Here is a 24,992-nt window from a genome sequence, read left to right on the forward strand (position 1 = left end):
CCTCCATTGTTTTTGCGTGAAGATAATATAGCACAAGGAGCTATTAAAATCAATTTATTAGTTGATAAGCTCTAAAAATCCAAGTCGGAAACTCTGGTTTACTGACAGTTGGCGGAATGGCAGCAACGGAATACCGGATACGAAATATGGATTTTATACGATTCGCGACTCTTCATCCCAGAGAGATATATACAGCGGGAGTCCGGCGGCACGGCACAGTTCAACAGTACAAGTGGTTTTTGTCGACGGACATGTCAAAGCGGAAAAAGTTGACAATTACCTGCAACCGTTCAATTCCGGTATTTTCGCTCCTGATCATCAACAAGAAAACAATGTTTGGGAAAGGTAATAATGAAACTTCTGGCATTACTGCTTACGGCGGCTATCTATCAGACAGCTTATGCACAGTATGATGTGCTGAATCTTGAATTCAACGATCCGCGCTTTCCACAACCAAACGAACAAGGATTGACGATAGAGAGACCGCTTCCGGAGAAAATAGAAGTAGTTGACGGGTGTTTGAAGGTTCAATCTAGGCAACAAATCAAATTAAGAACTGCCTATGGTCGATTGTCGAGGTATCAAATCAATGATCTGGGGCGTTTTCAGATTCGTTTGGCGAATCGCTCCGGGAACGAGGCTGTTTTGCGAGTTGAACTCCAGCCGTTCGACCAATCGAAGCCGGTGTTTTTCCGGACTTTCAGCCTTGGACCCGGTGACGCAATGCACGAATATTCCGCCGATCTTGATGAGCTGGCATCATATCGGGGGAAACGGCCGGGATGCTATCTGAGCATCTCCATTATTCCGAAGTTGCCGGGTCAACCTGTCGCTGTCGATGTCGACCGCATCAGTTTATTTTTTTCGAAATCAGCATTAGATAGACATTTTCTGATAATCGGAAAAGAGAAACTCTCGTTTTTCGACGAGACGATCAAAGCGATGCGAATTCATGGTCTTGCGGTGAATGATCTTGAATTAAGTCGAAAACGATTGGAACGATTTCTGGCTCCAGAAAACCGCGAGAAATTCATAGAAGAATACAAGGCTCTTTACCAGAAAATTCAGGCAGGACGCTCTGAGTTGAGGAAGATAAGAGGGGTAAGCCCCTTGAAAGACGGTTGGCAGCGTGGAGCATCATTCCTCAGTTTCGGACTGAACGGTTATCTGCTGGAGCGAACATTCGACACGATTGTGCTCAAAAGCAGCAGAAATCTGCTGGACCGAGCTTTTTTCACCAATGCTGACGGGACGCGATCCGGACTCCGGATTTATCCCGATCGAGCTAAAGTAGTAAAAACCTGCGAGGACCCGGACTTTGTGAGCTGGTGCGGACAGAGCCGTAGTTGGCTGTATCAGCACGAATCCGGGAAAATGATCGACTGGAAATTGCTGGAAAGCAGGATTGCTCCTGGCGTGGTTCTCTCTACCGACGCCGATTCCGTCCATTTCTCCCCAACTGCTGGGAACGCGGACCTGAAAGCCGTGTACGCCATAATCAGGGGCAAAAAAGAAATTCTGACAGAAGGAACGATCGCTGGCGACGATTTGAGTGAAAATTTCCTGTTAATTGTCTCTGGGAACGATGTTCCGGCAGTGCCGTGGCTCGTCACCTTCCAGAAGCGTCCCAAACGAATTCTGGTGAAAAAAGGGAAAGTGATTGTCCAGGATTTCTTCCGCACTAAAAGTTTCGGCATTTCGTGCCTGTACGGAGCACGTCCTCTGGAACGTGGTTGGCGGGATCAGTCCCATAGAGTATGGGCACAGTGTCGCCTGCTTAACAATATAATGAATGCAATGCCGTATGACTGCGAAGAGTATTTCAAAGTTGATCGAGCTCGGAACGAAGTGAGTGTCCGGAATGTGTTCCGTTATTATGAAATGGATAACGAGTGGAAAACTCCGGCTCTTCGAATTGCGCCGCTCCCTCCGGTATTAGCTTTGGCTGGCGAAGCCGGATATCCCATTTCCGTTCAGGAAAAATTGACCGATTCACATTGTAATACCGTTTACGGTAAATATCTGTTCGGGAAGGGAAACGAGCTGATTTACACGTTGCCGCTTCCTGCTCTGACGGATGACCTCTTTCTGGGGACCGATCGCTGGCCACAACGGACAGAATGGATGAACCGGATGCCGGATTTTGTCCAATATGCTGGGTATTATGCGTGCAACGATCCGAAACTGAACTGTTGGGCACAGGTTCTGGAAAGCTGGTGCTCCCTGTCCGCGGAGAACAAGAAGCGGGTTTCCACCGTGGTTCGAGCGCTGATCGAATGGTATGCGAGGCGAATCCGGGACGCGGCCCAGATTGGTCTGATTAATACCTCCCATATTTTTGCGGAACGAACCGAGCCATACAGCGGAATTTCCTATTGCAGCTACGGTTGGAAGTCCGTGACCCGCGGAGTTATGATCCTGCGTGACACTACTGACCTCGCCGGATTCGAACTCAACGGTATCGCTCGCTATGCGCAAGTGAGCGGCGACTGGGCAATATTGAGAAAACATTACGATATGCTTCGTAAAATTTACAGCGGAATTCCGTGCCGCATGGAATGGGCCACTATGGCGGTTGCATCCTCCGACCGCTGGCTTTGCCATCATATTGATATGGCGACTGATACTTATGTCGCGTCTGAGGCCATGGAGAAGATCGCTCGCGGCGTCGGCGATCAGCAGACTGCCGATCTCGCACTCTACATATTGGCGAAGGAAACAATTCCGATCACAAATACATTCCGAAAACGCCGTTACGATATGAGTGTCAACAATAACTGGGACTGGAACCGAAACCTGCCGGAACTGGGTTATATCAATTGCGGTGGAATTATTCCACACAAATGGGACAATCCTTATCTGGCAACAAGCTTTCTTTTCGGATGCGTCTATTCCGGCGGCTTGATCCGCCTGTATCGGGATTTCTGTAAGGATGAGGTAGCGCGATATGAGTTTGAAGAATTGAAACGATACTATCCGCAATGGGCTGATCCGCTGTACCGGCTACCTGGCCAGAAGAGAAGCAAGAATGGTCCCGCACCGCTGGCGCGCCACCTGATGATACGCGATATGCTGGGAGAGGACACCGAAAAGTTGGCGAAAATTCTTGCCGCTGGAACGTTTGAAAATACAAAACAAAGTATTTGGAGCATGGTTGAGCAGCCGAGTTTTGTGCCGATGTTACATTCTGTCGCCGGGTCAATGATCGTCGGTCGTGAGGCTCCTGTCAAACTGCTGAATTGGTATCCTGCGGAAATTCTTGATGCAAAATTTAACTTTTCGGACTCCCGGGCGGTGTTGAAGTTTCGCAACTCGCAGGCATTCGAACTGATGTTGTGGAGCAGGAGGAAGCCAGACGAGGTAAAAATGGACGGAGTTCCGATTAACAACTATCGGTATGACATGGCTTCGAAACATCTGATTTTGAAGTCCGGCAAAAACAGTTGCATCGAACTTGTTTACCGGGGATACACTGTCCCCGAATTCAAACGTCACATTCCGCCGAAAGAAGAGTCGATGCTGACGAAAGAGATGCGCATCTGCCGAAACGAGTTTTTGGCACGTTCTGGCAACATCCAGTTTGAATCCGAGAAAAAACTGGACCTGACCGATCTTTTCAATATGGAGCTAACCGGGGTGCCGGTCCGAAAATTTGCCGGTGTAAACTTTAACGTTTTCGCCAAAAACGGAATAATCAAAGCAATCAAACTTGGAAAAAATCGGCAGACACGGATATTTCAGGGACGTGAATCATGCCGCAATATTCAGTTGCTCTTCTCTGCTCCAGCGGGAGTCAAGATTGATGTGCGGCTGGATTATGCAGACGGTTCGACTTCAAAGCCTGCCTTAAAGAGGCGTAACCAGCTGAGTGGATCATATCTGTTTATTTCTCTGGACAGCAAACGTTATCTGGAAGTCGACGGTGTGGTTTCTGAATCGCAAAAGGAGTTGATTCCAGTGACCGCCATTACTGTAACATCCGATCAAGACATTGCTGTGATAGCCGCCACTGCAACAAAGTGAGTTTCTGACACGTGCGGAACAACACGGCATTTCCCGGAGGCGGAGGCATCCTCCATTTTCCGGGTGGTTGAGAGAGACAAAGATTTCCAAAATCGACTATTGTCTTCTAAGAGGTTTCGTTTCACGAGAACACTCTATATGAGGTAATTTCAAAAAAGTTGATTCTGTGCAAAAGGGAGAGCGGCTCGTTTACCGCTCTCCCTGTGGAGTCTGCTTCGCTCAGTTGTCGGAGTTCTTGTTCTCCGCCCGCTCGACGTGGGCGAGGTCCACCACCGAGACGTGACCCGATACCCGGCCGTCGTCCAGCGGATTCTCCACCCGCGCCGCCAGGTCGTGGAAGAGCCGCTTGAGGTCGACAACTCCACCCCAGAAGAACCAGACCGTCGAGATGATTCCCACGATCACACCCAGAATGATCGTGTTGAAGTAGAAGTAGATGCTCCACCACTCCGGCGGCCACGGCCAGAACACGTTCCAGATGATCACGAAAACGAACGCGATGATGAACTGGTAGACGATCGTGTAACCGAACACCGACCACGCAATCACCTTGTCGCCGGTGGTGTATTCGTCCGTGATGCCGATCAGCTTGGAGAAGGCGTTCCGCCAGGTCCACGCCTCGTGATGCTGCTGTTCGCCATCCAGACTGTACTTCCCGCGATGGAGCATCCGGTCCAGGTTGAACGGACGGCGGCAGGTCAGGAACGAACCGATCAGGTAGGCCACGCACCCCGTGATCATCGCAATGAAGTAGATCTCGTACGAGTTGATCGGGAACTTCACGTCGCTCATCGTCCACACGATGTACGGGTGGAACGGGCCGGACGCAGTTTCCAGAAATTCCGCCACGCTCGCCACATAGCCCATCTCATCCAGCCAGGGATAGATGATGTCCGCCCAGTTGCGCTGCAGCAGCAGACCCGCGAGCGAGATTCCTGACCCGAAGAAGAGCGCGCAGAACGCTCCGGTCGTCGTTCCGAACCGGGTGTAAAGTCCGCCGATCATGATCGGCCCCGCCGCGCCCAGCCACAGCGAACACATGATCTGAATGAACATGTTGATGTAGTCCAGCTGCGACATGAAGAGCGAAACGAAGACGAAGAACGCGCCCACCGCGATCGTCACGCCGCGCAGCCACCAGAGATGCTCCCGCGGCGTGAACGCCTTCTTCCGGAACGGCATGATCACGTCCTGCACGATCGTCGAGGAGGCGTTGAAGATACGCGAATCGTCGGTCGAGAGCATCAGCATGATCATCAGCAGTGTGAAGAGTCCCATCAGCGCGCTCGGCAGGAAGCTGCGCAGCAGCACCGGCATCATCATCTGATAGTAGAGCGTGCGGAACTTCTGGAACACCGCCGGACCGTCTTCGACCGTGTCGCGGAGCAGATTGTAGGTCCCCTTCAGGTAGGGGGTGTCGGGGTTCTCGGTGCGCGAATAGGGCTTGTCCACGCCGATCACGTGGGTCGCCACCGGAATCGCCTCATAATGCTGTGCAAGTTTTTCGCGGACCGCCTGGTCCGGAATGATTTCCGTCGCCACCCGGTTGGCCAGTTCGACGCGGACGTCGCGGGCCTCTTCGCGGAAGTGGTTCGAGAGCATGATCACCACCACAGTGAGAGCGATCAGGGTGCACATCAGCATCGAGAAACCGGTCCGCCAGGTGCCGAGGACGCCGGCCATCTTCTGCTCGTGCGGGGTGCGGCCGGCGCTGGTGGTGTCGTTGCCGATCCAGCTGGCGCGGTTGAGAATGCTGCCGACGATGGTGACCACCAGACTGAAGATGTTGAAGTCACGCAGCTTGTGAAGGTCCATCGGGTTGAGGAAGCTCTCGCCGGGCGCCCGGTCGAGCATGACCGGCGCAATGTCGTCCACCCAGGAGATGTTGCTCAGCACGAAGACCGTGAAGATCACGAAGATCGGGTAGCCGATCAGCCCCTGGAAGCAGTCGGTGATGATCAGCGAAACACGTCCGCCGGGCAGGATGACGATCGTCGCCAGCGTGACCACGACGATCACCACGATCATGAAGGTTGGAATGGTCATCCCCCAGATGGTGACCGAGTGGGGGAAGCCGAGGAAGTAGATGAAGAAACGGGCCGCAATCGCCGGGGCGATGGCGTTGGTGATCATTTCCGCGATCGTCCGGATGGTGGCGGCGATCACGCGGAACGCCCGGTTGTAACGCATTTCCAGGAACTGGCCGATCGAGAGGCAGCGGGTCTGGCGGTAGCGGTAGACGCAGTAGCCGGTCAGCGACATGAAGATGCTTACCGGAATGGTCAGCTTGCTCCAGAGCCCCATCGCCATGCCGCACTGGTACTCCTGCTCGCAGAGGGCGACGAGGGTGATGACGGCGAGCCCCGCCTGAAGGTCTCCCACGCTGATGACGTACCGCCCGGCGACACGCCCGGCAGCGAGGTAGTCGGCAACCCCGCGCACATACCGTTGTGCGTGACAGGCCGCCCATAGAATGGCGATGAGAGGCAAGACGACGATAAGCCAACCGATCCAGTTCATTTGAAAATTCTTACGTTATTGTGAAAAAAAGGTTTCCTGAAAAAACAATTCATGCCGGAGTGAAGCGGAAATCCGCCCGGTCAGCAGGGGGGAGAAGAGGAGAAAAGAGCAAAAGACACAGAAGCTGTGGCGCGAAAAGGAATAACGGCCACCCGGGCCGTCGATGCGACAGCCCGCCTCGTTGGAACAGCGTTTTTCATGGAATACAGAATATCCTATTACCGGGTTTTTCCCCATTGTTCACGGGGCCCCCATCAAAATTCCGGAACAGTCCTTCTGTGCGCTCCGGAAACTCCTGGACAGAACTCCGGATGCACGGTATGCTGTGTCGGAAAAAGTCACCGGCGCAGGATACCAATGTTTTACATTACCACCTTTCTGGAACGGTTTCAAGAGCTTGGTGTCAAAAATATTTGATTTTTATAAAAATGAAATCCGCGCCGGAAAGAAAAACCCCCTCTCGTGGATGGACAGGAGGGGGAAATGCCGTGGATGAGAGGGGCGCTCAACGCCCGGAATCGAGCAGATGCTGCCGGAAGAAGTAGCGGTTGGCGCCGCCGGCGTCGGAGGTGTTGTCCCGGATCTCTCCGATCTTCTTCGCCGCTTCCGGGTTTTCCGCGGCGCCGGGCAGGACATATTCACAGTCGGCCACGACGACCAGCTGGGACTTGCGGGTGGATTCCGATTCGGTCTGGAAGAGGTAGCCGAGCACCGGAATGTCTTTCAGCCACGGAACCCCGTTGGAGCCGCGCACCACCTCCCGTTTTTCCAGCCCGCCGATGACGAAACGGTTGCGTTTGGTGGAGATCATGATGTCGCTGCTGACCTTGTTCCCCTTCTGGATGCGGGGGGCGCCGCTGGACTGGTAGCCGATCAGCGAGGAGTTTTCCAGATCGAGATGGAGAATCGCCGCTTCCGGCGCGATCGACGAGGCCTTGACGGTCATGGTGAATCCGTATTGATTGGTGTCGTCCCGGACGACGGAGGTCTGGTTGTCTTTGCCGACGGTGATCTGATTGTCCGGCGAGGTGCGGCCGAAGGCGTCGAGCACCTTGTCGAACGCCTGCCCGAACCAGCCGTCGGGCTGCTCCTCCGTGTTTTCCGCCGGAACGGTTGAATCCATGGTGAAGAGCTGTGTCAGCCGCTGGAAGGAGGTCTGCGTGTTCTGCCGCACCACCACTTCGCCGGAGTGGGCGATTTTCGCCTTGCCTCTGCTGGCGAGGAAGTCGATGTAACGGGTGTTCCACTTCGGGTTGAAGTTGTAGAAGCTGGTGCGTTCGGAACCCTGCGGACGGCTCATCGTGCCGCCGTAGGTGGCCGCCCAGTTGTCCCGGAAACGGGCGCCGGTGCTGAAGAGTTCGGTCCCTTCGTTGTTCTTCCACGACTGGAAGTCGAGCCCGAGTTTCTCATCGTTTTCCGAGTAGAGTTCGTAGACGCAGAAGCGGATCCGCAGCTCCGGGAGCGGCACGTCGTACTTGCGGAGCATCTCCTCGATGTTCCGGCGCGAATAGGAGGCGGTGTTGAAGAAGAGGCAGTTGAGGTCGGGGTCGAGCTGGACCTTGTCCTTGCCGCCGGTCAGTTCGGTTTCGTCGCCGGAGACGTTCATGCCGACGTGCTTGATCATCGGCATCAGCGTTTCCGCCGGGACGTTGGCGGGGAAGTAGACATATTTCGGCTGGCCCGAACTGTGGAGAATGCCGGGTTTGTCGAGCCGTTCGACGATCGAATCGATCCCCATGCCGTTTTCATGGTCGTGGAAGCGGTACTCCTCCGCCGAGATGAAGAGCAGCGAGACGCCGTCTTCGAACTGGAGGCATTCGACCGCCGTGTCGCTGCCGAAGACCCGCTTGGTCTGCACCATCTCCCGCAGGAAGGTGCGCAGAGAATAGGGTTCGGCGTGTTTGAGGACGTAGGTTTTGGTCACCACCTTGGGGTCGTTGTTGTCCCGGATGAAGTGGACGGCGTCGGTGTCCTTATCCAGATCGAGCCGGAGCTGCGCCTGCACCTGGGTGTCCATGTAGCTGGCGGTGTCGTTGTTGTTGCTGTTGCGCGGCGTCCCCGGCGAGGGGAGCTGCGTGTTGACCGTGTCCAGCGTGCCGGAGACCCGGCTGCTGGTGTAGAACGGCGCCGATTCGGAGTCGCCGGGCGCGGCGAAGAGCGGAACGGCGGCGAAGGCGGCCAGAAGAAAACTCATCTGTTTCGTATTCATAATGCTGTCAAAACCTCTGATTTATGCTGTCTCATGCCATGTGGTTAGTTCGAACTTACTGCGGTGGTGACCGGTGCGATATCGTCGAACGCCTGAAGCTGGCCGCCCCACACCTGCGGCAGGCTTTCCGGGTGGGCGAACACCGCCCGGGCGGTGATGAAGAACCAGCTCTTCTGCCGGTTCGTGGTGGTGGTGGAGAAGAGATATTTCAGAACCGGAATCTCCGAGAGAAAGGGCACGCCGATCACCTGTTCGACGTCGCTCTCCTCGCTCCAGCCGGCCAGAATTTTTTCTTCGCCGGAGAGGAGGTTGCAGTTGCCGGAAAACGAGCTCACCTCGGCGAGTTCCGCGCCGTAGTTGTTGCGTTCCACCACGTTGGAGACCTGCATGTTGTACTGAAAGGTCACCAGTGCATGGATCGTCCCGTCTTCCGCGCGCTCCGAAACCAGTCCGGTCTGCGGGTCCGCGGGGGCGCGGAAGCAGATGCGCGGGGCGGTGATCAGCATCTGGAGCGGCGGCGGAGGCGTCGTGCTGTTGAGCAGCGGATTGCTCGCGCCGGTGGACTGGGCGGGCTCCTTCACGCCGCCCTTCATGCCGACGCCGGAGATCCCCACCTGAAGCTGATCGTTGTCCCGTTTGAAGATGGCCTGCGACTGAGGATCGAACCCGATGGAGTAGGTGTTGCTGTCGCTGTTGGCCATGGTCAGACTGGCGGTGTTGACGATGTCGGCGCGGCCGTCCTGCTGGAGCATGCGGACGAAACTCGCGTCGAACTGGGGAGCGAAGAAGAAGCCGCCGAAGGCGCCGCTGGCGGCCTGCAATGCGGCGGAACCCGATGAGGAGAGGCTCATCGCGTCGAATCCGGCGGAGAAGAGGTTGAGGCCCGGCCCGTTGCGCCAGCCGAGGTAGTCGATGCCGAGGTCGCGCAGTTCGCTTTCGCGCACTTCGTAGACGGTCAGGGCGAGGTTGACCATCGGGATCGGCCGGTCGAGCCAGGCGAGATATTTCAGGAGGTCGCGGTTTTTGTTGCTGTCATCCTTCCAGTAGATGAGGTTGGTAGTGGGGTCGTATCCGACGAAGGAGTCGCCGCCGGCGTTGATGCCGGTGCCCTCCATGATGTCCACCATCACCTGGGCGGAGCGGAAGCGGGCCGGATAGACCGTGCGGGTGATGCCGGTGCCGCGGATCGGATCGCCGGGAGCGCGGCCGACGATGTTGGCGGGGCGGTCCAGTTTGGCGAGCAGTTCATCGACATAGGGCATCATTTTGACCGGGCAGCTCACCGTGAGCAGCTGCTGGTTGGCGGCCTTGTAATTGATGCGGTTGACGGTGGACTGCTGGTTGTAGCGCTTGACCACGCCGAGGAGGAACGGGGTGACGTCGTTCGCCTTCAGGTATTTGAGCTGATAGACCTTGGAGACCATGTAGTCCTGGGCGTCATCCTGAATCAGGCGGATGGTCCGGACGTTTTTCTCCGCCCGGGTGGTCGGCGCCGCGGCGAGGCAGAACCCGGCTGCCAGGAGGAGTGCCGCTGCAAATCGTTTCATAGGAAGTTCCTTTCTTTTGAATGCGGATTGATCTCCCGGCGGAACGGTTCCGCCCCGGGAGCTTTTGATGTCGTAGAATATAGTGGCCGAATGTTAAGATATTGTCAGGCTCGTGTGAGAATTCGCTGCGGAGGGACTTGTAAAAGGGATATTCCGGAATTAGATTATCGGCGACGAACAACAGGAACCGAACGATGGGAGAATTCCGCAATGAAACGGTTGTTTTTCTGCACTCTGGCGGCGTCGTCGCTGCTGCTGGCCGGTTGTAACACCTCTTTTATCCGCAGCACCCCGCCGGTGGCGGGGCAGCTCAGCTCCTCCGGGAGGCCGGTGGTCGGGAACATCGAGGCGAGCAACACCGGGCTTTACCTCTTTTACTGGCTGCCGGTCTGGAGCGGTTCGACCACCCGGCCGAACCGGAGGGAATACAACATGTTTTCCGACCGTCTTCACAACCGCTATATGTATCCGATGCTGGAGGACCGGGCCAGATTGCTCAAGGGGGACGGGGTGGAGGATGTGATCTCCCGGGAGAGCAGCAGTGGATGGATGACGCTCTGGATCCTCTGGCGCCGGACCCGGTTTCTGTCGGCGGTTGCGGTGGATAAACATGCTCCGAAACCGGCGGCGGAATCTGAAAAAGTGAAAAAAACTGACGCAAACCCGGCTTCCACGGATTCCGCCATTTGAAAAAAAAGCTTTTTCATGCTATGTTCTCAACTGGCCTTTCAGTGCCTTACGTCAAAATTCACGATTTGAGAGGAAAATAAAATGAGTCGCAAAGTCATCATCGCCGGTAACTGGAAAATGAACAAGACCGCGGCCGAGGGCAAAGCCCTGGTCGAAGCGCTGAAGCCGCTGGTCGCCGATGTCTGCCCGGAGTGCGCGGAAATCGTGGTCTGCCCGCCGTTCACCACGCTCGCCGCTGTGGTGGAAGCCGCCCGCGGCAGCAACATCAAGGTCGGTGCGCAGAACGTTCACTGGGCGGAGAGCGGCGCGTTCACCGGCGAGATCTCCGCGGCGATGCTGAAGGAGGCCGGCGCCGAGTTCGTCATTCTCGGGCACAGCGAGCGCCGTCAGTATTTCGGTGAAACCGACGAGACGGTCAACAAGCGTCTCAAGGCGGCTCTGGCGGCCGGACTCAAGCCGATCGTCTGCATCGGCGAGCTGCTCGAAGAGCGTGAGGGCGGCCGTACCGAAGAGGTGCTGGCCCGTCAGCTCGAAGGCGGCCTGGCCGGTCTCACCGGCGAGGAGATGTCCCGCGTGGTGATCGCCTACGAACCGGTCTGGGCGATCGGAACCGGCAAGACTGCGACGCCGGAGATGGCGGAGCTGACCCACAACTTCATCCGCTGCACGCTCAATGACCTGTTCGGCCGCGAGATCGGCGAGGGTGTCCGGATTCAGTACGGCGGCAGCATGAAGCCGGAAAATGCGAAGGAGCTGGTGGCGCAGCGCAACATCGACGGCGGACTGATCGGCGGTGCCGCGCTCAAGGCGGAGAGCTTCTCCGCGCTGATCCACAACGCCATTGCGAAGTAAAAAACGGTGTAATCCGCGAAAATATCATGATATTGGCGCAAAGTTTTGGAAAAAAGATTTGACTTTTTCCAAGCTGTGCGCTAATATTAACTGGTTTCATAGGGAGCGCCGGGCCGCGATGCGGTTCCGGCCCGCTGGATAAATGTCAGAAAAAGGTACTGTTTCATGTCGACTTTGACCGTTTTTCTTTATGCGCTGGTGGTCGTTGTTTCGCTGCTGCTGATCGGGATCATTCTGATTCAACCGTCGAAAAGCGGCGGAATGGGGGCCGCGTTCGGCGGCGTCGGCGAGTCGGTTTTCGGCGGGCAGGCCGGCAGCCATCTGACCCGTGCCACCGTCATCATGACGGCGGTGTTTTTCCTGCTTACCCTGGTGCTTGCTTCGTTGATCGGGCACGGTGTCCGGATGGGCCGTTCCGACGATGGCGTGACTGCGGCGCTGGAAGCTGCCGCCGCTCCCGCTGCGCAGGTGGAAACGACGGCTCCGAAGGCCGAGGCGGCTCCGAAGGCCGAGGCGGCGAAATAAAGCAGAGCGAGTGAATAGGGAGTTTCATCAAGATGAAAAGTGTTCTGGCGGCAGTGGTGATTCTGGCGGCGGTCTGGTCGGCCGTATCGGTATCCGGGGCGCCGCGCAGCAGCACGGATGATTACTTCTTCAACAAGATCAAAATTACGCTGCAGAACAATGTATCGGCGCCGAATTTCGGCAGCGACAACTTTTCCGGCGGTGCCATGTCCAACAACCTCCGGAACCGCTGGTGTGTCTTTGTGATCGACTACTATCCGAAGATCGAGAAGAACCGCCGGGCGTGGATCGACGATGTGAATCTGACGCTGACCGTTGTCTTCACGGCGCAGAGCGGCGGGCGGAAGATTCCCTGCGTGATGAACGGGGTCACCCGGTTTGTCACAATTCCGATCGACAGTCGCAAACATACAGCGACGATGATGATCCCGCCGCAGCTGCTCGACCGTTACCTTGCCGCGACCGGGGTGGGCAGTTCCGTCAATTCGAGCACGTTTATTGCGGAGGCGACCTTCACTGACCGGAACGGAACGGTGATCGGGCGCGGCTTCTACGGTCTGCGTGGCGGAAATGAACAGCAACTGGCGGCGGAGTTCGCGAGATATGCCGCGGCCTCCAATGCGTTGAAGGTGGAAGGAGGCATTCTGCCGCGCAGCAATACGCCGTGGCGGATGATCCGGCCGGATGATTATGATTTGATCAAGCCGGACAGCATGAAATAAACTCAATGACCCGCGCCGGGAAGATCCCGGCGGTGAAACATCGGAACTAGCGGAAATGGCAAAAGAGAACTCGATTTTAACGATTGACGTCGGCGGGGACAACCTGAAGATGGCTGAGTTTGTCTTCCCCCCGGGCGGCGGAATCACATTGCGAAAATTTGCGTTCCGCCATCTTGAGGAGCAGGGCGAGGAGGGGTTCACCTTCGCGCAGATCTACCACGAGATGCTCGCCGAGAACAATTTCACCGCGAAGGGGGTGCGGCTCTCACTGCCCGGTCAGTCTTCGTTCTCGCGGTTGAGCAAACTTCCGCCGCTCATGGGGAACTCCTCTGCGATTGCGAAGGTGGTGGAATTTGAAGCGCGCCAGACGGTTCCGTACCCGATGGACGAGGTGGAGTGGGGGTATCAGCTGCTCCGCCACGAGTGGGAAGAGAAACATTCCGAAACGCAGGAAGACGGTTCGGTAGTGGAGGTGACCGAGCCGCACGAGGAGTTTGAAGCGCTGTTCGTCGCGGTGAAGACCGATCAGATCACCCAGTACACCGATGTGATCGAGGACTCCGGCAAGGAGATTCTCAGTGTGGAAATTGCTCCAGTCGCGCTGTTCAACGCGGCCAAGGGGAGCGGGCAGTGCCGGGATGATGAATGTGTACTGCTGCTGAATATCGGCGGAAGCGGTTCCAATCTGATGATTGCCGACCACAGCCGGGCATTCATCCGGAGCATTCCGATTGCGGGCGATTCGATCACGCATCAGATTGCCAAGGAGTTCGGAATCGGTTTTGCCGAGGCGGAGGAGCTCAAGCAGCGCCACGGCTTTGTAGCGCTCGGCGGTGCCTATGAGGAGCCGGAGTCGGAGGTGGCGGCGACCATTTCGAAGATCGCCCGTAACGTGATGACGCGACTTCACGGCGAGGTGAGCCGTTCGCTGAACGTCTGGCGTGCGCAGCACGGCGGCAACCGGCCGACGCGGGTGCTGCTTTCCGGCGGCGGCTCGACGATGCTTTACATCACCGACTTCTTCCAGGAGAAGCTGCGGGTGCCGGTGGAGTATTTGAACACCTTCAGTGCGATCACCATTGCCGAGACGGTGGACAAGGAGGCGTTGCAGGCCATCGCCCCGATGTTCCAGGAGCTGATCGGCATGAGCCTGCGCAACCTCACGCAGTGCCCGATCGACATTACGCTCACCCCCCGGAGCATCACGCGCCAGAAGGAGCTGGACCGCAAGAAGCCTTACTTCTATGCGTCGGTGTTTTCTCTGATCGTCTGCCTGGTGATTTTTGCGGTCGGCGTGAACCGGCGTCTGAATTTCGACAAGGCGCGGGTGGAACGGGTCAAGAGCCGGGTTGAGGAGACGACGAAGAAGATGGATGAGATCAACCGTCTGATGGGGTCGTTGAACTCGGCGAAATCCAGCTTTGAAGTGCCTGCGAACTTCCTGGCGGAACGCGGCAAGTGGACCGACATTCTGAACGAGTTGCAGACGCTGTTGCCGGATTCGATGTGGCTGACCAAGCTGGAGGCGATCGGGGATACGGTTCCGGGGCAGACGGATGCGGCTCCTGTGCCGCAGGATACGCCGTTCGGTCCGTTCGGCGGCGGAATGATGCAGCAGCAACAGCGTCAGAAGCAGGATCCGGGATTTGTGGATATTCCGGAAGCAAAGCAGCTGCATCTGGTCGGGTATACTCTCGTGCTCAAGGGGCGTGACCTCCTGGAAAATGAACTTCAGCAGAAGATCAAGAAATCCAAGTATTTTTCGAATGACGACGACGGGTCGATTCTGGACAAGTACGAACAGGAGACCGAGGTTCTGAACCTCACCTCGTTCGAAATGCGCCTCAAACTGAAAGAACCTGTCAAGAAATAGGACGGAGAGAGACTGTGAATCGATTTGTCAAAAACAATCTTGTGCTGTTCATTGTGCTCGGAGTTTCCGTGGTGGTGGCGCTGGCGCTGCTGGTATGGACTGCGATTCGGTATACGCAGATGACCCGCTACATCAACGAGACCGACAAACTGCGCAAGCAGATTGGGGAGCTGATCGCCAAGACGCCGGCGCCGGTTGACGAAAACAAGCCGCGGATTTCCGCGGACATCGATCTCTATTCGAAGACGGCGGCTGGTCTGCAGAAGCGATTTGGTCACCCGCTGGATCCGGCGGTCGATGCTTTCATCAAGGAGCTGAAACTTACGGAGAAGGAAGCGAAGGCGGAAGATGCTCCGAAGGAGATCACGCTGGCGTGGCTCAAGGAGAAATTCCACGAAGGGTGGGACCGGATTGATGCGAACAACAGCGCGCAGCAGGGGGTGTTTTACAAACAGTTCCAGCGCCGTTTCCGCAACTGGCCGGAGGCGCTTCAGGAGTTTCGGAAGCTGGCGGAAAATGCGACGACGGAACCCATTACGGAGTTCAACATCGACGAGGTATTTCTCGGGGCGCTCGGGATTCCCCGGACGATGCAGAGCCGTCCGGAGAACCTCACGAAATTCATCAGCGACTTCCGGTACAAACTGCTTGACATGCTCGCCGGCAAGGTGGCGGTCGGGCCGAATGCCTCTCTCTTCTCATTCGAAGAGAACACGGTCTACCAACCGGAGGAATACCCGCTGGTGGTCCGCAACTGGGATATCATCGGTGATCTTGCGCAGAAGATCAGCAAATCCGGCGTCAAGGAGCTGACTGCGTTCCGCAAGCGGACGCTGGCCGGCGAGGAGTCGGGCGGTTACCAGCTTCATCACTTCTCCTTCGAGGTGATCGGTTCGATCAGCAACATCCGGAAGCTGGTGAAGGACATTGACAACGCGTTTGCGTCCAACCGGGTCTACCTGGTGCGGAGCGTCTCACTGTATGCCCTGAATGATCCGGCGGAGGCGTTGTTCTCGCAGGAGAATACGCTGCCACAGGATTTCATCGATTCGCTGATGGAGCAGGAGGCGCGCAAGAGTGCGGCGGTGGCGGCAATGACGACGACGACTCCGGCACAGCAGCCGCAGGTGCGTGGCCGTCGCGGCCGGCGGCAGTCGGTTGTCCCGATGGAAATGCCGACGCGGACGGAGCTTACTTCAGAAGAGCTTCAGGTCCGTCGCGCACAGGTTGTGAAGGAGTTTGAAGAGGCCGAGAAGAAGAAGAAATATTATGAACGCTTCGGCTACGGTGATACGCTGATCGGCGGCAGTGACGAATGCCGGGCCGTGATCGACGTGGATTATATCATGCAGAACTAGCGGGGCATGGAGGTTTATTTTGGAATTTCTGAAGCGACATTATGAGAAACTGATCCTGCTGTTTTTGCTGGTGGCGTTTATTATTTCGATGATTCACGTGTTGCGGATTATCCAGCAGACGCGTGAAGTGACGGAAGCGAGCCTGCAGATTCCGAGCCGGAAAGCCGACTATGAGCCGAAGGATCCCAAAGCCGCGGATTTCGATGTTGCGGCGAGATTTCAGAAGACCGGCCTGACGTGGCGGCCGTCGGTTGCGCGGGAGAAGGGGAATGAAGAACATTTCTCCGATCTGGTGATTCCGTTTGCGATGGCGCGCTGTCCACATTGCAGCAAGATCATTCCGCGGAGCTATTTCCAGGGTGGTCCGGAGGCGAACAAGGAGAGAAAAGAGGGGCAGAAGGAGATTCCGCCCGGCAAGTGTCCGCTCTGTGACGGCGAACTGGTTCAGCCGCCGGAGAAGAAGGGGCCGATCTGGAAGGTTACCGCGGAAGACGCCGACGGCGACGGTATGTCGGACGTCGACGAGGGGAAGTATGGGTTTGACAAGACCAATCCGCACGATGGTTGTATGGATAAGGACGGGGATGGATTCTCCAACGTCTATGAGATCAAGATGGGGACGAATCCGACCGACCCGCGCAGCCGGCCGCCGCTCTGGTATCGGCTGAAGCTCTCCGCGTTGCGCCGGGTGGAACTGCCGATCACGTTCCGCGCGCTCAACGCCAACAACAGCGACGACAAACAGAAGTGGGACATTCAGCTCAACACCAAAGACGATCGCGGTCGTGAGCGGACGCAGATCGAAATGCTGGGCAGCATTATCACGCTGGATAAAAAAGAGTATAAGATCTATGACATTCTCCGTAAGCAGACGGAGATTCCCGGCCAGACCAAGGATGGGACGAAGCTGATCAAGGATGAGTCGGTGATCTACCTCGAGCAGTGCGATGGCAACGGCAAGGACAAGCTGGAGATGCAGGTGGGCCAGAAGGTTTACTCCTCGAATCCCAAGGCGATTCTGATCGACACCGGCATGAAGGACAAGGTGTACATCTGTGATATCCGCGAGGTGTTCACGATGGGCAGCCGTGCGATCGGCACCACCCGGTACCGGCTGAAGTCGATTGATCCGAAAAAAATGACGGCACAGCTGGAAGATCCCACGAAGTTTGAGGGGGACACCACGCTGGATCCGGCGGGAACCTCGATGCTGGTTACCAAGGATGGCCAGATTCCGGAAGAGATGCTTGTGCGCCACGATGTGGTTGAGCCGGGCATGGACGAGTTCGGCATCGGCGTGGGGCGCAGTCGGCGTTGACCCGATGAAGTTATGATGAAAAAAATGAATGAAACGATCGATTCAATAATGTAAGGTAGAAACAGAGCATGGAAATCTCTAACCGGAAGCTTATTTCGCGCGGCATGGCTGCGATCGGTCTGGCGGTTGCGGCAGCCGGCGTGTCCGGGGCGGTCGCCGAGGAGCCGAAAGGGGCCGTGGTCGTTCAGAAAGCCGTTCGAAGCGGTTTCGACGATGAGTTCAGCCAGAAGGAGCGGGAAGCGCGACAGGCGCGTTACGCCGCTCAGGACGAGAAACTGACTGCCGCCAGAAAACTGCGCTCTGAGCAGAAATTTGATGAAGCGGTCAAGGTGTTTCAGGAGATCCTGGAGGAGCTGGAGAAGGACACCGGCCTGATCGCGGAATCGCGTCGGACGGCGTGCCGGCAGGAGCTGGCGGAGATTCGGCATGAGTGGGCGAAATCGCTGTTGTTCCGTGCCCGGCTTGCAGCGTCGGAGAAGCGTTATTCCGATGCGATTTCCATTGCGACAGATGTCCAGAACATCGATCCCGGGAGCAAGGCGGAGGCCGCTGAACTGATAGAGTACTGCACGAAGTGCCAGAAGGGGGAAGATGCGAAAACTGCGGTGTCACTTGACAAGGCCAATCCGGAGCTGGCGCATGATCGGGCGACGATCAACCGGCTGCTGCGGGAAGCGGAAGTGTTTTTCCGCCAGAAGCGGTATGAGGAAGCGCGCAGTCGGGCGGAGCGGATTTTCCTGATCGACCCCTACAACGTTCAGGCGGTGGATCTGATGTCGAGAATCTACCGGCAGATCTACACCTACGGATTGCACCGGCGTTCGGCGGATACGATGGGGATGATGGCCTTTGCCGACTGGCAGTGGGCGGAGCCGGTCTTCACGGTGAGCGTGGATTCCACGGTCCGGCCGGGGACGGAGCGTCCGGTGGATACCGAAGGGGTCTACGCGAAGATGGAGCGGATCATCTTCCCGAGTATTGCGTTTGACGATGCCGACATTATGGCGGTGATCCGCTTCCTCAACAGCCGCAGCAAAGTGTTTGATCCGGATAAGCAGGGGGTCAACATTTCCACCGGTATCAACGCCCGGACGGCGGAGACGCTGAAACGGATTACGATGAGTTTTTCGCGCATTCCGATGAGTGAAGTGCTGCGTTACATCTGCCAGGATACCGGGCTCAAGTACCGCATCGAACACGATGGCGTGTTCATCGGGCCGGAGGTGGATGAGATGCAGACCCGTTATTTCCCGATCCGCGGCAACCTGATTTCCGGAATTGCCGGAGAAGGTGGTGGCGGCGGCGGCGGTGAAGACGGCCTGATGGCGCCGGAAATGGCACCTGCACCGGCAGCCGGAGGTGGTGGCGGCGGCGCTTCCCGGGAAGCGATTGACGCCAAGACCTTCCTGGAAACGTCGGGAGCGGCTACTGCACGGAAGTCCATTAATGAAGAGATGCTCAAGAGATATTTCTCTGTTCGCGGCGTTACGTTCAACGAGGGAACCTCGATTGACTACGACAAGCGGACCGGGCGGCTGATTGTCCGTAACACGCTGGAGAATCTGCAGCGGCTGGATGAGCTGATCCGGCAGTTGGATGCGATTGAAAAGCCGCTGATCATGATTGAGATCAAAGCGATCGAGGTGACCGAGCAGGATCTGCAGGAGCTGGGGTTTGACTGGTCGATGAGTCTGATCGGCAAGAATATGTCGAGCGACGGCTCGTTGAATACCGGCGCATCGCAGGGATGGCTGTTCGGCCAGGGGGCCAACAAGGAGAGCGTCATACGCCCCGGTTCGGATCTCACCAGCGTCGACGGGTCGATTATCAAAAACTGGAACATCTTCCCGGCGCTGTTCGGCTCGCAGTATCCTTTCGGCTCCAATCTGCCGCTCAACGTGGAGCTGACGATCAATGCACTCAGCCAGAACACCCGTACCGAGACGATGGCGGCGCCGAAAGTGCTGACCTCCAACGGAACGACGGCAGAGGTGCGGCTGGCGAAATCCTATCAGTTCCCGACCGACTGGGATACCTACGAGATTGAAGAGGATGACGGCACCTATACCATTACGCCTCCGGTTCCTTCGTTCGACGAAGAGGAGGATGTCGGTGTGATCTTCGACGTGACTCCCCGGGTCAATTCGGACAATTACACGATCAACATGAAGGTCAATCCGCAGATCAGCCAATATCTCGGGAAGGACTCCTACCAGATCCAGGTGCAGGGCTATACCCGTCAGCTGACTACGGTGACGGAGGATATCGGTGGAACTCTGGTTACGACACAGCAGTGGGTCAACACACCGAAAAACATCTCGTTTGAAGTGTGGATGCCGATGATCAGCCGTCGTAATCTCAATGTCAACGTCAACGTGTATGACGGAGAGACGATGGTGCTGGGCGGCATGGTGGACAACACCACGGCCACCCGGGTGGACAAGTGGCCGATTCTGGGTGATCTGCCGTTGATCGGGCGTTTCTTCCAGTCCCAGGTGGAGGATGTGGAGCGCAAGAGTCTGCTGATCTTCGTCACTGCGCGTCTGGTGAATAACGACGGCATTCCGATTCGTCGCAACAAGAGTGTCGGCGCGCCCGACTTCAATCGGTAAAAATTAACGCCGGAGGCTTAAAAATATGGTTAGCAGAGAGAAGATGAAGGTGCTTGGTCTGTTCTTCGCGCTCGGCGTTGTCATGACGTCGACGGCTGAGGCGGAGGAGGGATCGCAGCTCGCCGGCGGCACGCGGGAAGCGCTCGCCCGGATTGATCAGGGCAAACAGGAGAATGAGCAGCGTGCCGCAAAACTGGTGGCGGAGGCCAACGACCTGCTCATCCGGAACAAATATCTGGAAGCGCGGGATAAATACATTGAGGCGGTAAAGATTTTCGAGCAGTTCCCGTCGGAAACCTTCCGGCAGAAGACCGATTGGTGTCGCCGGCAGATCGGTAAATGCTACTCCTACATGGCGGAAGATGCGATGCTTCTGGCGGAGGAGCGGGCCCAGGCCCGTGATTTCGAAGAGGCGATTGCCATCTGCAAGGAAGCGATCAAATACTCTCCGGAAAATGCGGCGAAGCTTCAGTCACGCATCGAGCGGTACGAGAAGCGCCAGGCCAAGGCTCTTATGATAGCGGAGACTTCCGAAGAGAAGTTGCTGCCGAATCTGAAGACACAGCAGTACCAGATTCAGGTGTTGCTGGAGCAGGGGCGTCAGCTCATCAACGCCAAGGATTACGGCAAGGCACTGCGGAAGTTCCAGGAGGTTCTGCTGCTGGATCCCTACAATGCGGATGCGATTCAGAATGTCAAGGCGACTTATGCCCGGATTGACAAGGTTGGTCTGGCCCGTTACCGGGACGAGCATCGCAAGATGATTTCCGAGGTGGAGTGGAAGTATTCGATTCCGATTCTGCCGGAGGGAGACAGTTCGGCGGCGAAGAATCTGATCGACGAAGGGCCGAAAGTCAAGGCGGAAGTGAAACTCAGCCCGCTCCAGCAGAAGCTCAACAGTATTATTATTCCGCGAATTGACTTTGAAGATGTCACTATCACCGCGGCGGTGAAGAACTTGCGCGATCAGAGCCGCCAGCAGGATCCGGAGCGACTTGGTGTCAACATTTTCCTGCGTACCGGCGGGGCTCCGCAGGTGACCCAGCAGAATCCCGGAGAAGAGGGATTTCCGCCGGGACCGCAACCCCAGCCTCAGCCGCAACCTCAGCCGCAGCTGGTTAACAATCCGGAAGGCGAAGAGGGGGGTGTCGACAATGAGCAGCGGATTACTCTGCTCATTCAGAACAAGTCGCTGATGGATGCGATCATCAAGTTGTGTGACACGGCAAAGTTGCGTTACAAAGTTGAGAAGTATGCCGTTGTGCTTGCTCCGGAAGGGATTGCTCTCGAGAACATGGAAACCCGGCTCTTCCCGATGGACCAGGCGCCGGTGGATGATCCGGAGAACGAGCAGGCGTTGAAGAACTACTTCAAAGGGGTGGATTTTCCTGCCGGTTCGCAGATTGTGTATGACAGCCGCATCAACCGGCTGATTGTCACCAACACCCCGGAAAACCTCCAGAAGATCGACGAGATAGTCAACGAATTGCTCAAGCAGCAGGATCCGATGATTCAGATCATGGCGAAGTTCATTGAAATCTCGCAGAACGACTTGGATGAGCTGGCATTCAACTATCAGCTTTCGGTGAATTCCGCTGTCTCGGCAACCTCGGCTGCGGGAGATGGAAAATATACCGCCACGCGGAAGACCCGCTGGGACGAGGGTTCCAATGCGCTGATGCGTTACTACAAGACCGATACCGGTAATAACACGGCGTCGGACCCGATGACGGACAGCACCTTCTCCTACGTCTGGGCCAATGACCGGGGAACAAGGTTTGTTGCATCGATGTTTGCGTTGAACTGGGCGTCGAGCGAAGATGTGCTTTCTTCGCCGCGGGTGACTACGCTGCCGGATCAGATGGCGACGATCGAGATGGTGACGGAGCGGTACTTCCCGGATGAGTGGGAAATTGTCGACCTGTCGATGAACAACGCCGGCGGTTCGAGTGATTCGAGCGGTTCGAGCGGTTCGACCTACTGGATTCCGACTTCTGCCGGTCCGCAGCCGACCTTCGAGTCGGAACCGACTCCGCTCGGCATCAAATTCTCGATCACGCCGAAGATCGTCGATCTTGACCGCCGGATGATCAATGCCGACATCAATCTGCCGATTCTGACCCTCAGCGGCTGGATGGAGTACGATGCGCGGACGATCGAAACCGACGGCAGCGTCGATGGTGAATACTACCGGATGCCGATTTTCGACAAGCGTGTGATCAAGACGGAAGTCACCGTCTACGATGGCGAGACCATTGTGCTGGGCGGCGTCGCCCAGGATACGACGACGGTTGTCAACGACAAGATTCCGATTCTGGGCGATCTGCCGCTGGTCGGACGGCTGTTCCAGTCGAAGTACACGGAGTCGGAAAAACGGAACCTGCTGGTCTTCCTGACCTGCCGGCTGGTCAAGCCGGACGGCTCGGCCTTCTTCCCGGATGAAGACCGCTCCCGCGGACTGCCGGATTTCGGCCGGAATCATTGATCCGGTTTCTGAGTTCTCGCAAAGCTCTCCCGAAAACGGGAGGGCTTTTTTTATCTCTTTTATCGATATATACTTGAAAAGAATGATTTTCGTGCTATTTTAAACGATATTCATCTGCCGGAATTCGGGCCCCAATCGTTTGATGAAGGCTTGACACCCGTTTTCCGGAAAACAAAAACATAGAAGGAAAGGGATTGGTTATGCCAACCGCAAGTCGAGCGAAACACAAATTCTGCCGCCGGGTCGGCCAGTGCATCTGGGGCGATCCGAAGTGCCCGAGCGTCAAGCGTCCGTATGCGGCCGGTCCGCACGGCAAGGGCCGCCGGGTCAAGCTCTCCACCTACGGCGAACTGCTGATGGAGAAGCAGAAACTCAAGAACTACTACGCGATCAGCGAGAAGCAGCTCCGCATCGCTTACGCCAAGGCGAAGGCCGGTACCGGTCAGGCGCACGAAAAGCTGTTCCGCAGCCTGGAACAGCGTCTTGATGCGATGGTGTTCCGCGCCGGATTCGCGCCGACCATCTTCGCCGCCAAGCAGTTTGTCAACCATGGCCACATCCTCGTGGACGGCAAGCGGGTCGACCGCTCCAGCTATCAGGTCCGCGAAGGGCAGGTTATTTCGATCAACGCCGAGAAGTCCCCGGCGATCGCCGAGATGGCCAAGAAGGGCAACTCGGTTGTCCCGCCGTACATGGAAGTCGATCTCGACAACCTCAAGGCCACGCTGACCCGTGCGCCGCAGCTGGAAGAGATTCCGGTGAGCGTCAAGATCATGAGCGTGATCGAGTACTACGCGCGCTGAGTTCCGCTTCGGCGAATACGAAAAAACCCGGCAGGAGAGATTCCCGCCGGGTTTTTCTTTTTTTGCAACAGCGGAACAGCGCGTATATTTTCTGTCTGTTCCGCCGGCTGTTGCGAGGGGTTTAGTCCGCGGAGAAACCCGCTTCGTCGACCAGAAGCTGCTTGAGTTTGGAGAGCGCCTGATTCTGGATCTGGCGGACCCGTTCCCGGGTGCGGCCGATCTCCTGGCTGACCTCTTCGAGGGTCAGCGGGCGGTTGCCGTGCAGGCCGAACCGCATTTCCAGAATGCGCCGCTCGCGGTCTTCCAGTTTTTCGAGCAGGTCCATCAGCCGGAAGACCGATTCGACGTCTCCCAGGATCTGGTTCGGCGTCATCGCGTGGCGGTCCGGAATGATGTCCTGAAATTCCCCTTCCTCGCCCTGCTGGATCGGGTCGTGCAGCGAGAAGGTGCGCAGATCGGCCAGACGGAGGCCGGCGACGGTGCGTTCGCTGAAGTCGAGATGTTCTGCGATCTCCGCATCCGTCGGCTCACGGCCGAGCTCTTCGGCCAGTTTCATGCGGACCGATTTGATCTTGTTGATCTTGCCCGCCGACTGGACCGGAATGCGGATGGTCCGGCTCTGGTTGGCCAGGGCGCGGCGCATCGACTGCTTGATCCACCAGGCGGCATAGCTGCTGAACTTCGCCCCCTTGGCCGGGTCGAACTTCTCCACCGCCCGCATCAGGCCGATGTTGCCTTCGGAGATCAGGTCGAGCAACGGCAGCCCCAGCCCCTTGAAGTCGTGGGCGATCTTGACCACCAGGCGGAGATTCGCCTTGATGAGCGTGGAACGGGCATCTTCGTGACGGTCGAGGTCGCCGCAGTGAATGGCGTCGGCCAGCTCCGCCTCTTCCTTTTTGTTGACCAGAGGAATCCGGGCGATTTCCCCCATGTAGACCTTCATGGTATCGTTCTTGGTGCCGGCGATCACCTTGGAGTCGAGCGCGATTTTGCGCGCGGAATCCTTCTCCTGCTTGGTGCGGGGTCTGGCGGCGGCTTCGCCGCTCTTGCGGCGGCGTCTGGCCTCCGCTTCCGCGTCATGTTTTGCCCCGGGAGCGGATTTGGGAGTCTTCGGCGCAAATTTGACCGGAGGAGCCTCCACCTTCTTGATGACGAGTTTGCGGCCGGCGCGGGATTCCGCGAGCGGTTCGACGGAGGGGAAGTCATCTTCTTCCTCCGGGAGGTCGGACAGAGGGGCAAGCGGTACCGCCGGCGCGATTCCGGCGGCGCACCTCTTTGATCCGAACTCCGTCTCTTCATCCGATTTCACTTTCCAGGTGGTGTCCGCTGTTGGGGCGGACTTTGACGCGAAGTTCTGTTCTGTCATGGAGGATCCTTTTTCCGCGCACCGAAAATAGACCGGAATTCGCCGGCGGACGCGGAAATTTTAAAATTATTTCAACTTTTATTGATAAA

Annotated in this window: 16 protein-coding genes; 12 read left to right on the top strand and 4 right to left on the bottom strand. The window is 56.9% G+C overall.

The window, feature by feature from the left end:
* Positions 1-61 precede the first annotated feature (61 nt).
* Positions 62-349, top strand: coding sequence for an H-X9-DG-CTERM domain-containing protein (locus ACMLHG_RS02320; protein ID WP_417169416.1), 288 nt, complete (start codon positions 62-64; stop codon positions 347-349).
* 2 nt (positions 350-351) lie between these two features.
* Positions 352-4,023, top strand: a complete 3,672-nt coding sequence (locus ACMLHG_RS02325; protein WP_417169417.1) for a hypothetical protein — start codon at positions 352-354, stop codon at positions 4,021-4,023.
* A 219-nt stretch (positions 4,024-4,242) separates the two neighbouring features.
* Here the strand turns inward: ACMLHG_RS02325 and ACMLHG_RS02330 are convergent, their stop codons facing one another.
* The 3 genes from ACMLHG_RS02330 to ACMLHG_RS02340 all read right to left on the bottom strand — a co-directional run bounded on the left by ACMLHG_RS02330 (position 4,243) and on the right by ACMLHG_RS02340 (position 10,299).
* Complete coding sequence (locus tag ACMLHG_RS02330; RefSeq protein WP_417169418.1) at positions 4,243-6,543, bottom strand: sodium:solute symporter family protein; 2,301 nt, start codon at positions 6,541-6,543, stop codon at positions 4,243-4,245.
* 505 nt (positions 6,544-7,048) lie between these two features.
* Positions 7,049-8,752 (bottom strand): type II secretion system protein GspD, encoded by a 1,704-nt coding sequence (locus ACMLHG_RS02335; protein WP_417169419.1) that lies wholly within the window; start codon positions 8,750-8,752, stop codon positions 7,049-7,051.
* 44 nt (positions 8,753-8,796) lie between these two features.
* A complete protein-coding gene (locus ACMLHG_RS02340) occupies positions 8,797-10,299 on the bottom strand; it encodes a type II secretion system protein GspD (protein WP_295809589.1) in 1,503 nt (500 codons plus the stop codon).
* Positions 10,300-10,509: 210 nt separating this feature from the next.
* On the opposite strand from ACMLHG_RS02340, the gene ACMLHG_RS02345 reads away from it, so the two are divergent.
* The 10 genes from ACMLHG_RS02345 to rpsD all read left to right on the top strand — a co-directional run bounded on the left by ACMLHG_RS02345 (position 10,510) and on the right by rpsD (position 23,537).
* Entirely contained in the window at positions 10,510-10,989 is a 480-nt protein-coding gene (locus tag ACMLHG_RS02345; protein WP_417169420.1) for a hypothetical protein, read from the top strand.
* Between the two features lie 81 nt (positions 10,990-11,070).
* Entirely contained in the window at positions 11,071-11,841 is a 771-nt protein-coding gene (gene tpiA / locus ACMLHG_RS02350; protein WP_295809587.1) for a triose-phosphate isomerase, read from the top strand.
* Positions 11,842-12,006: 165 nt separating this feature from the next.
* Positions 12,007-12,366, top strand: coding sequence for a preprotein translocase subunit SecG (secG, locus tag ACMLHG_RS02355; protein WP_417169421.1), 360 nt, complete (start codon positions 12,007-12,009; stop codon positions 12,364-12,366).
* 32 nt (positions 12,367-12,398) lie between these two features.
* Positions 12,399-13,088, top strand: a complete 690-nt coding sequence (locus tag ACMLHG_RS02360; protein WP_295809580.1) for a hypothetical protein — start codon at positions 12,399-12,401, stop codon at positions 13,086-13,088.
* A gap of 55 nt (positions 13,089-13,143) precedes the next feature.
* Complete coding sequence (gene pilM / locus ACMLHG_RS02365; RefSeq protein ID WP_295809577.1) at positions 13,144-14,961, top strand: pilus assembly protein PilM; 1,818 nt, start codon at positions 13,144-13,146, stop codon at positions 14,959-14,961.
* A gap of 14 nt (positions 14,962-14,975) precedes the next feature.
* The gene (locus ACMLHG_RS02370) at positions 14,976-16,319 is read left to right on the top strand and encodes a hypothetical protein (protein ID WP_417169422.1); all 1,344 of its coding nucleotides are present in this window, start codon (positions 14,976-14,978) and stop codon (positions 16,317-16,319) included.
* A 19-nt stretch (positions 16,320-16,338) separates the two neighbouring features.
* Positions 16,339-17,637 carry a thrombospondin type 3 repeat-containing protein gene (locus ACMLHG_RS02375; RefSeq protein ID WP_295809572.1) on the top strand — a complete coding sequence of 433 codons (1,299 nt, stop codon included), beginning with the start codon at positions 16,339-16,341 and terminating at the stop codon, positions 17,635-17,637.
* A 68-nt stretch (positions 17,638-17,705) separates the two neighbouring features.
* Entirely contained in the window at positions 17,706-20,249 is a 2,544-nt protein-coding gene (locus ACMLHG_RS02380) for a hypothetical protein (protein ID WP_417169423.1), read from the top strand.
* Between the two features lie 25 nt (positions 20,250-20,274).
* Positions 20,275-22,734 carry a hypothetical protein gene (locus ACMLHG_RS02385; RefSeq protein ID WP_417169424.1) on the top strand — a complete coding sequence of 820 codons (2,460 nt, stop codon included), beginning with the start codon at positions 20,275-20,277 and terminating at the stop codon, positions 22,732-22,734.
* A 200-nt stretch (positions 22,735-22,934) separates the two neighbouring features.
* On the top strand, positions 22,935-23,537 hold the full coding sequence (gene rpsD, locus ACMLHG_RS02390; protein ID WP_294432592.1) for a 30S ribosomal protein S4: 603 nt from the start codon (positions 22,935-22,937) through the stop codon (positions 23,535-23,537).
* Positions 23,538-23,658: 121 nt separating this feature from the next.
* Here the strand turns inward: rpsD and ACMLHG_RS02395 are convergent, their stop codons facing one another.
* On the bottom strand, positions 23,659-24,903 hold the full coding sequence (locus ACMLHG_RS02395; protein ID WP_417169425.1) for a sigma-70 family RNA polymerase sigma factor: 1,245 nt from the start codon (positions 24,901-24,903) through the stop codon (positions 23,659-23,661).
* Positions 24,904-24,992 lie beyond the last annotated feature (89 nt).

Source organism: Victivallis sp. (assembly GCF_048170485.1).
In the GTDB taxonomy this organism is placed as follows: domain Bacteria; phylum Verrucomicrobiota; class Lentisphaeria; order Victivallales; family Victivallaceae; genus Victivallis.

What these genes read in the sequence shown, in the direction of transcription:
- ACMLHG_RS02325 (WP_417169417.1), top strand. Translation starts at nt 352, where the DNA reads ATGAAACTTCTGGCATTACTGCTTACGGCGGCTATCTATCAGACAGCT.
- ACMLHG_RS02330 (WP_417169418.1), bottom strand. Translation starts at nt 6,543, where the DNA reads ATGAACTGGATCGGTTGGCTTATCGTCGTCTTGCCTCTCATCGCCATT.
- ACMLHG_RS02335 (WP_417169419.1), bottom strand. Translation starts at nt 8,752, where the DNA reads ATGAATACGAAACAGATGAGTTTTCTTCTGGCCGCCTTCGCCGCCGTT.
- ACMLHG_RS02340 (WP_295809589.1), bottom strand. Translation starts at nt 10,299, where the DNA reads ATGAAACGATTTGCAGCGGCACTCCTCCTGGCAGCCGGGTTCTGCCTC.
- ACMLHG_RS02345 (WP_417169420.1), top strand. Translation starts at nt 10,510, where the DNA reads ATGAAACGGTTGTTTTTCTGCACTCTGGCGGCGTCGTCGCTGCTGCTG.
- tpiA (WP_295809587.1), top strand. Translation starts at nt 11,071, where the DNA reads ATGAGTCGCAAAGTCATCATCGCCGGTAACTGGAAAATGAACAAGACC.
- secG (WP_417169421.1), top strand. Translation starts at nt 12,007, where the DNA reads ATGTCGACTTTGACCGTTTTTCTTTATGCGCTGGTGGTCGTTGTTTCG.
- ACMLHG_RS02360 (WP_295809580.1), top strand. Translation starts at nt 12,399, where the DNA reads ATGAAAAGTGTTCTGGCGGCAGTGGTGATTCTGGCGGCGGTCTGGTCG.
- pilM (WP_295809577.1), top strand. Translation starts at nt 13,144, where the DNA reads ATGGCAAAAGAGAACTCGATTTTAACGATTGACGTCGGCGGGGACAAC.
- ACMLHG_RS02380 (WP_417169423.1), top strand. Translation starts at nt 17,706, where the DNA reads ATGGAAATCTCTAACCGGAAGCTTATTTCGCGCGGCATGGCTGCGATC.
- ACMLHG_RS02385 (WP_417169424.1), top strand. Translation starts at nt 20,275, where the DNA reads ATGGTTAGCAGAGAGAAGATGAAGGTGCTTGGTCTGTTCTTCGCGCTC.
- rpsD (WP_294432592.1), top strand. Translation starts at nt 22,935, where the DNA reads ATGCCAACCGCAAGTCGAGCGAAACACAAATTCTGCCGCCGGGTCGGC.
- ACMLHG_RS02395 (WP_417169425.1), bottom strand. Translation starts at nt 24,903, where the DNA reads ATGACAGAACAGAACTTCGCGTCAAAGTCCGCCCCAACAGCGGACACC.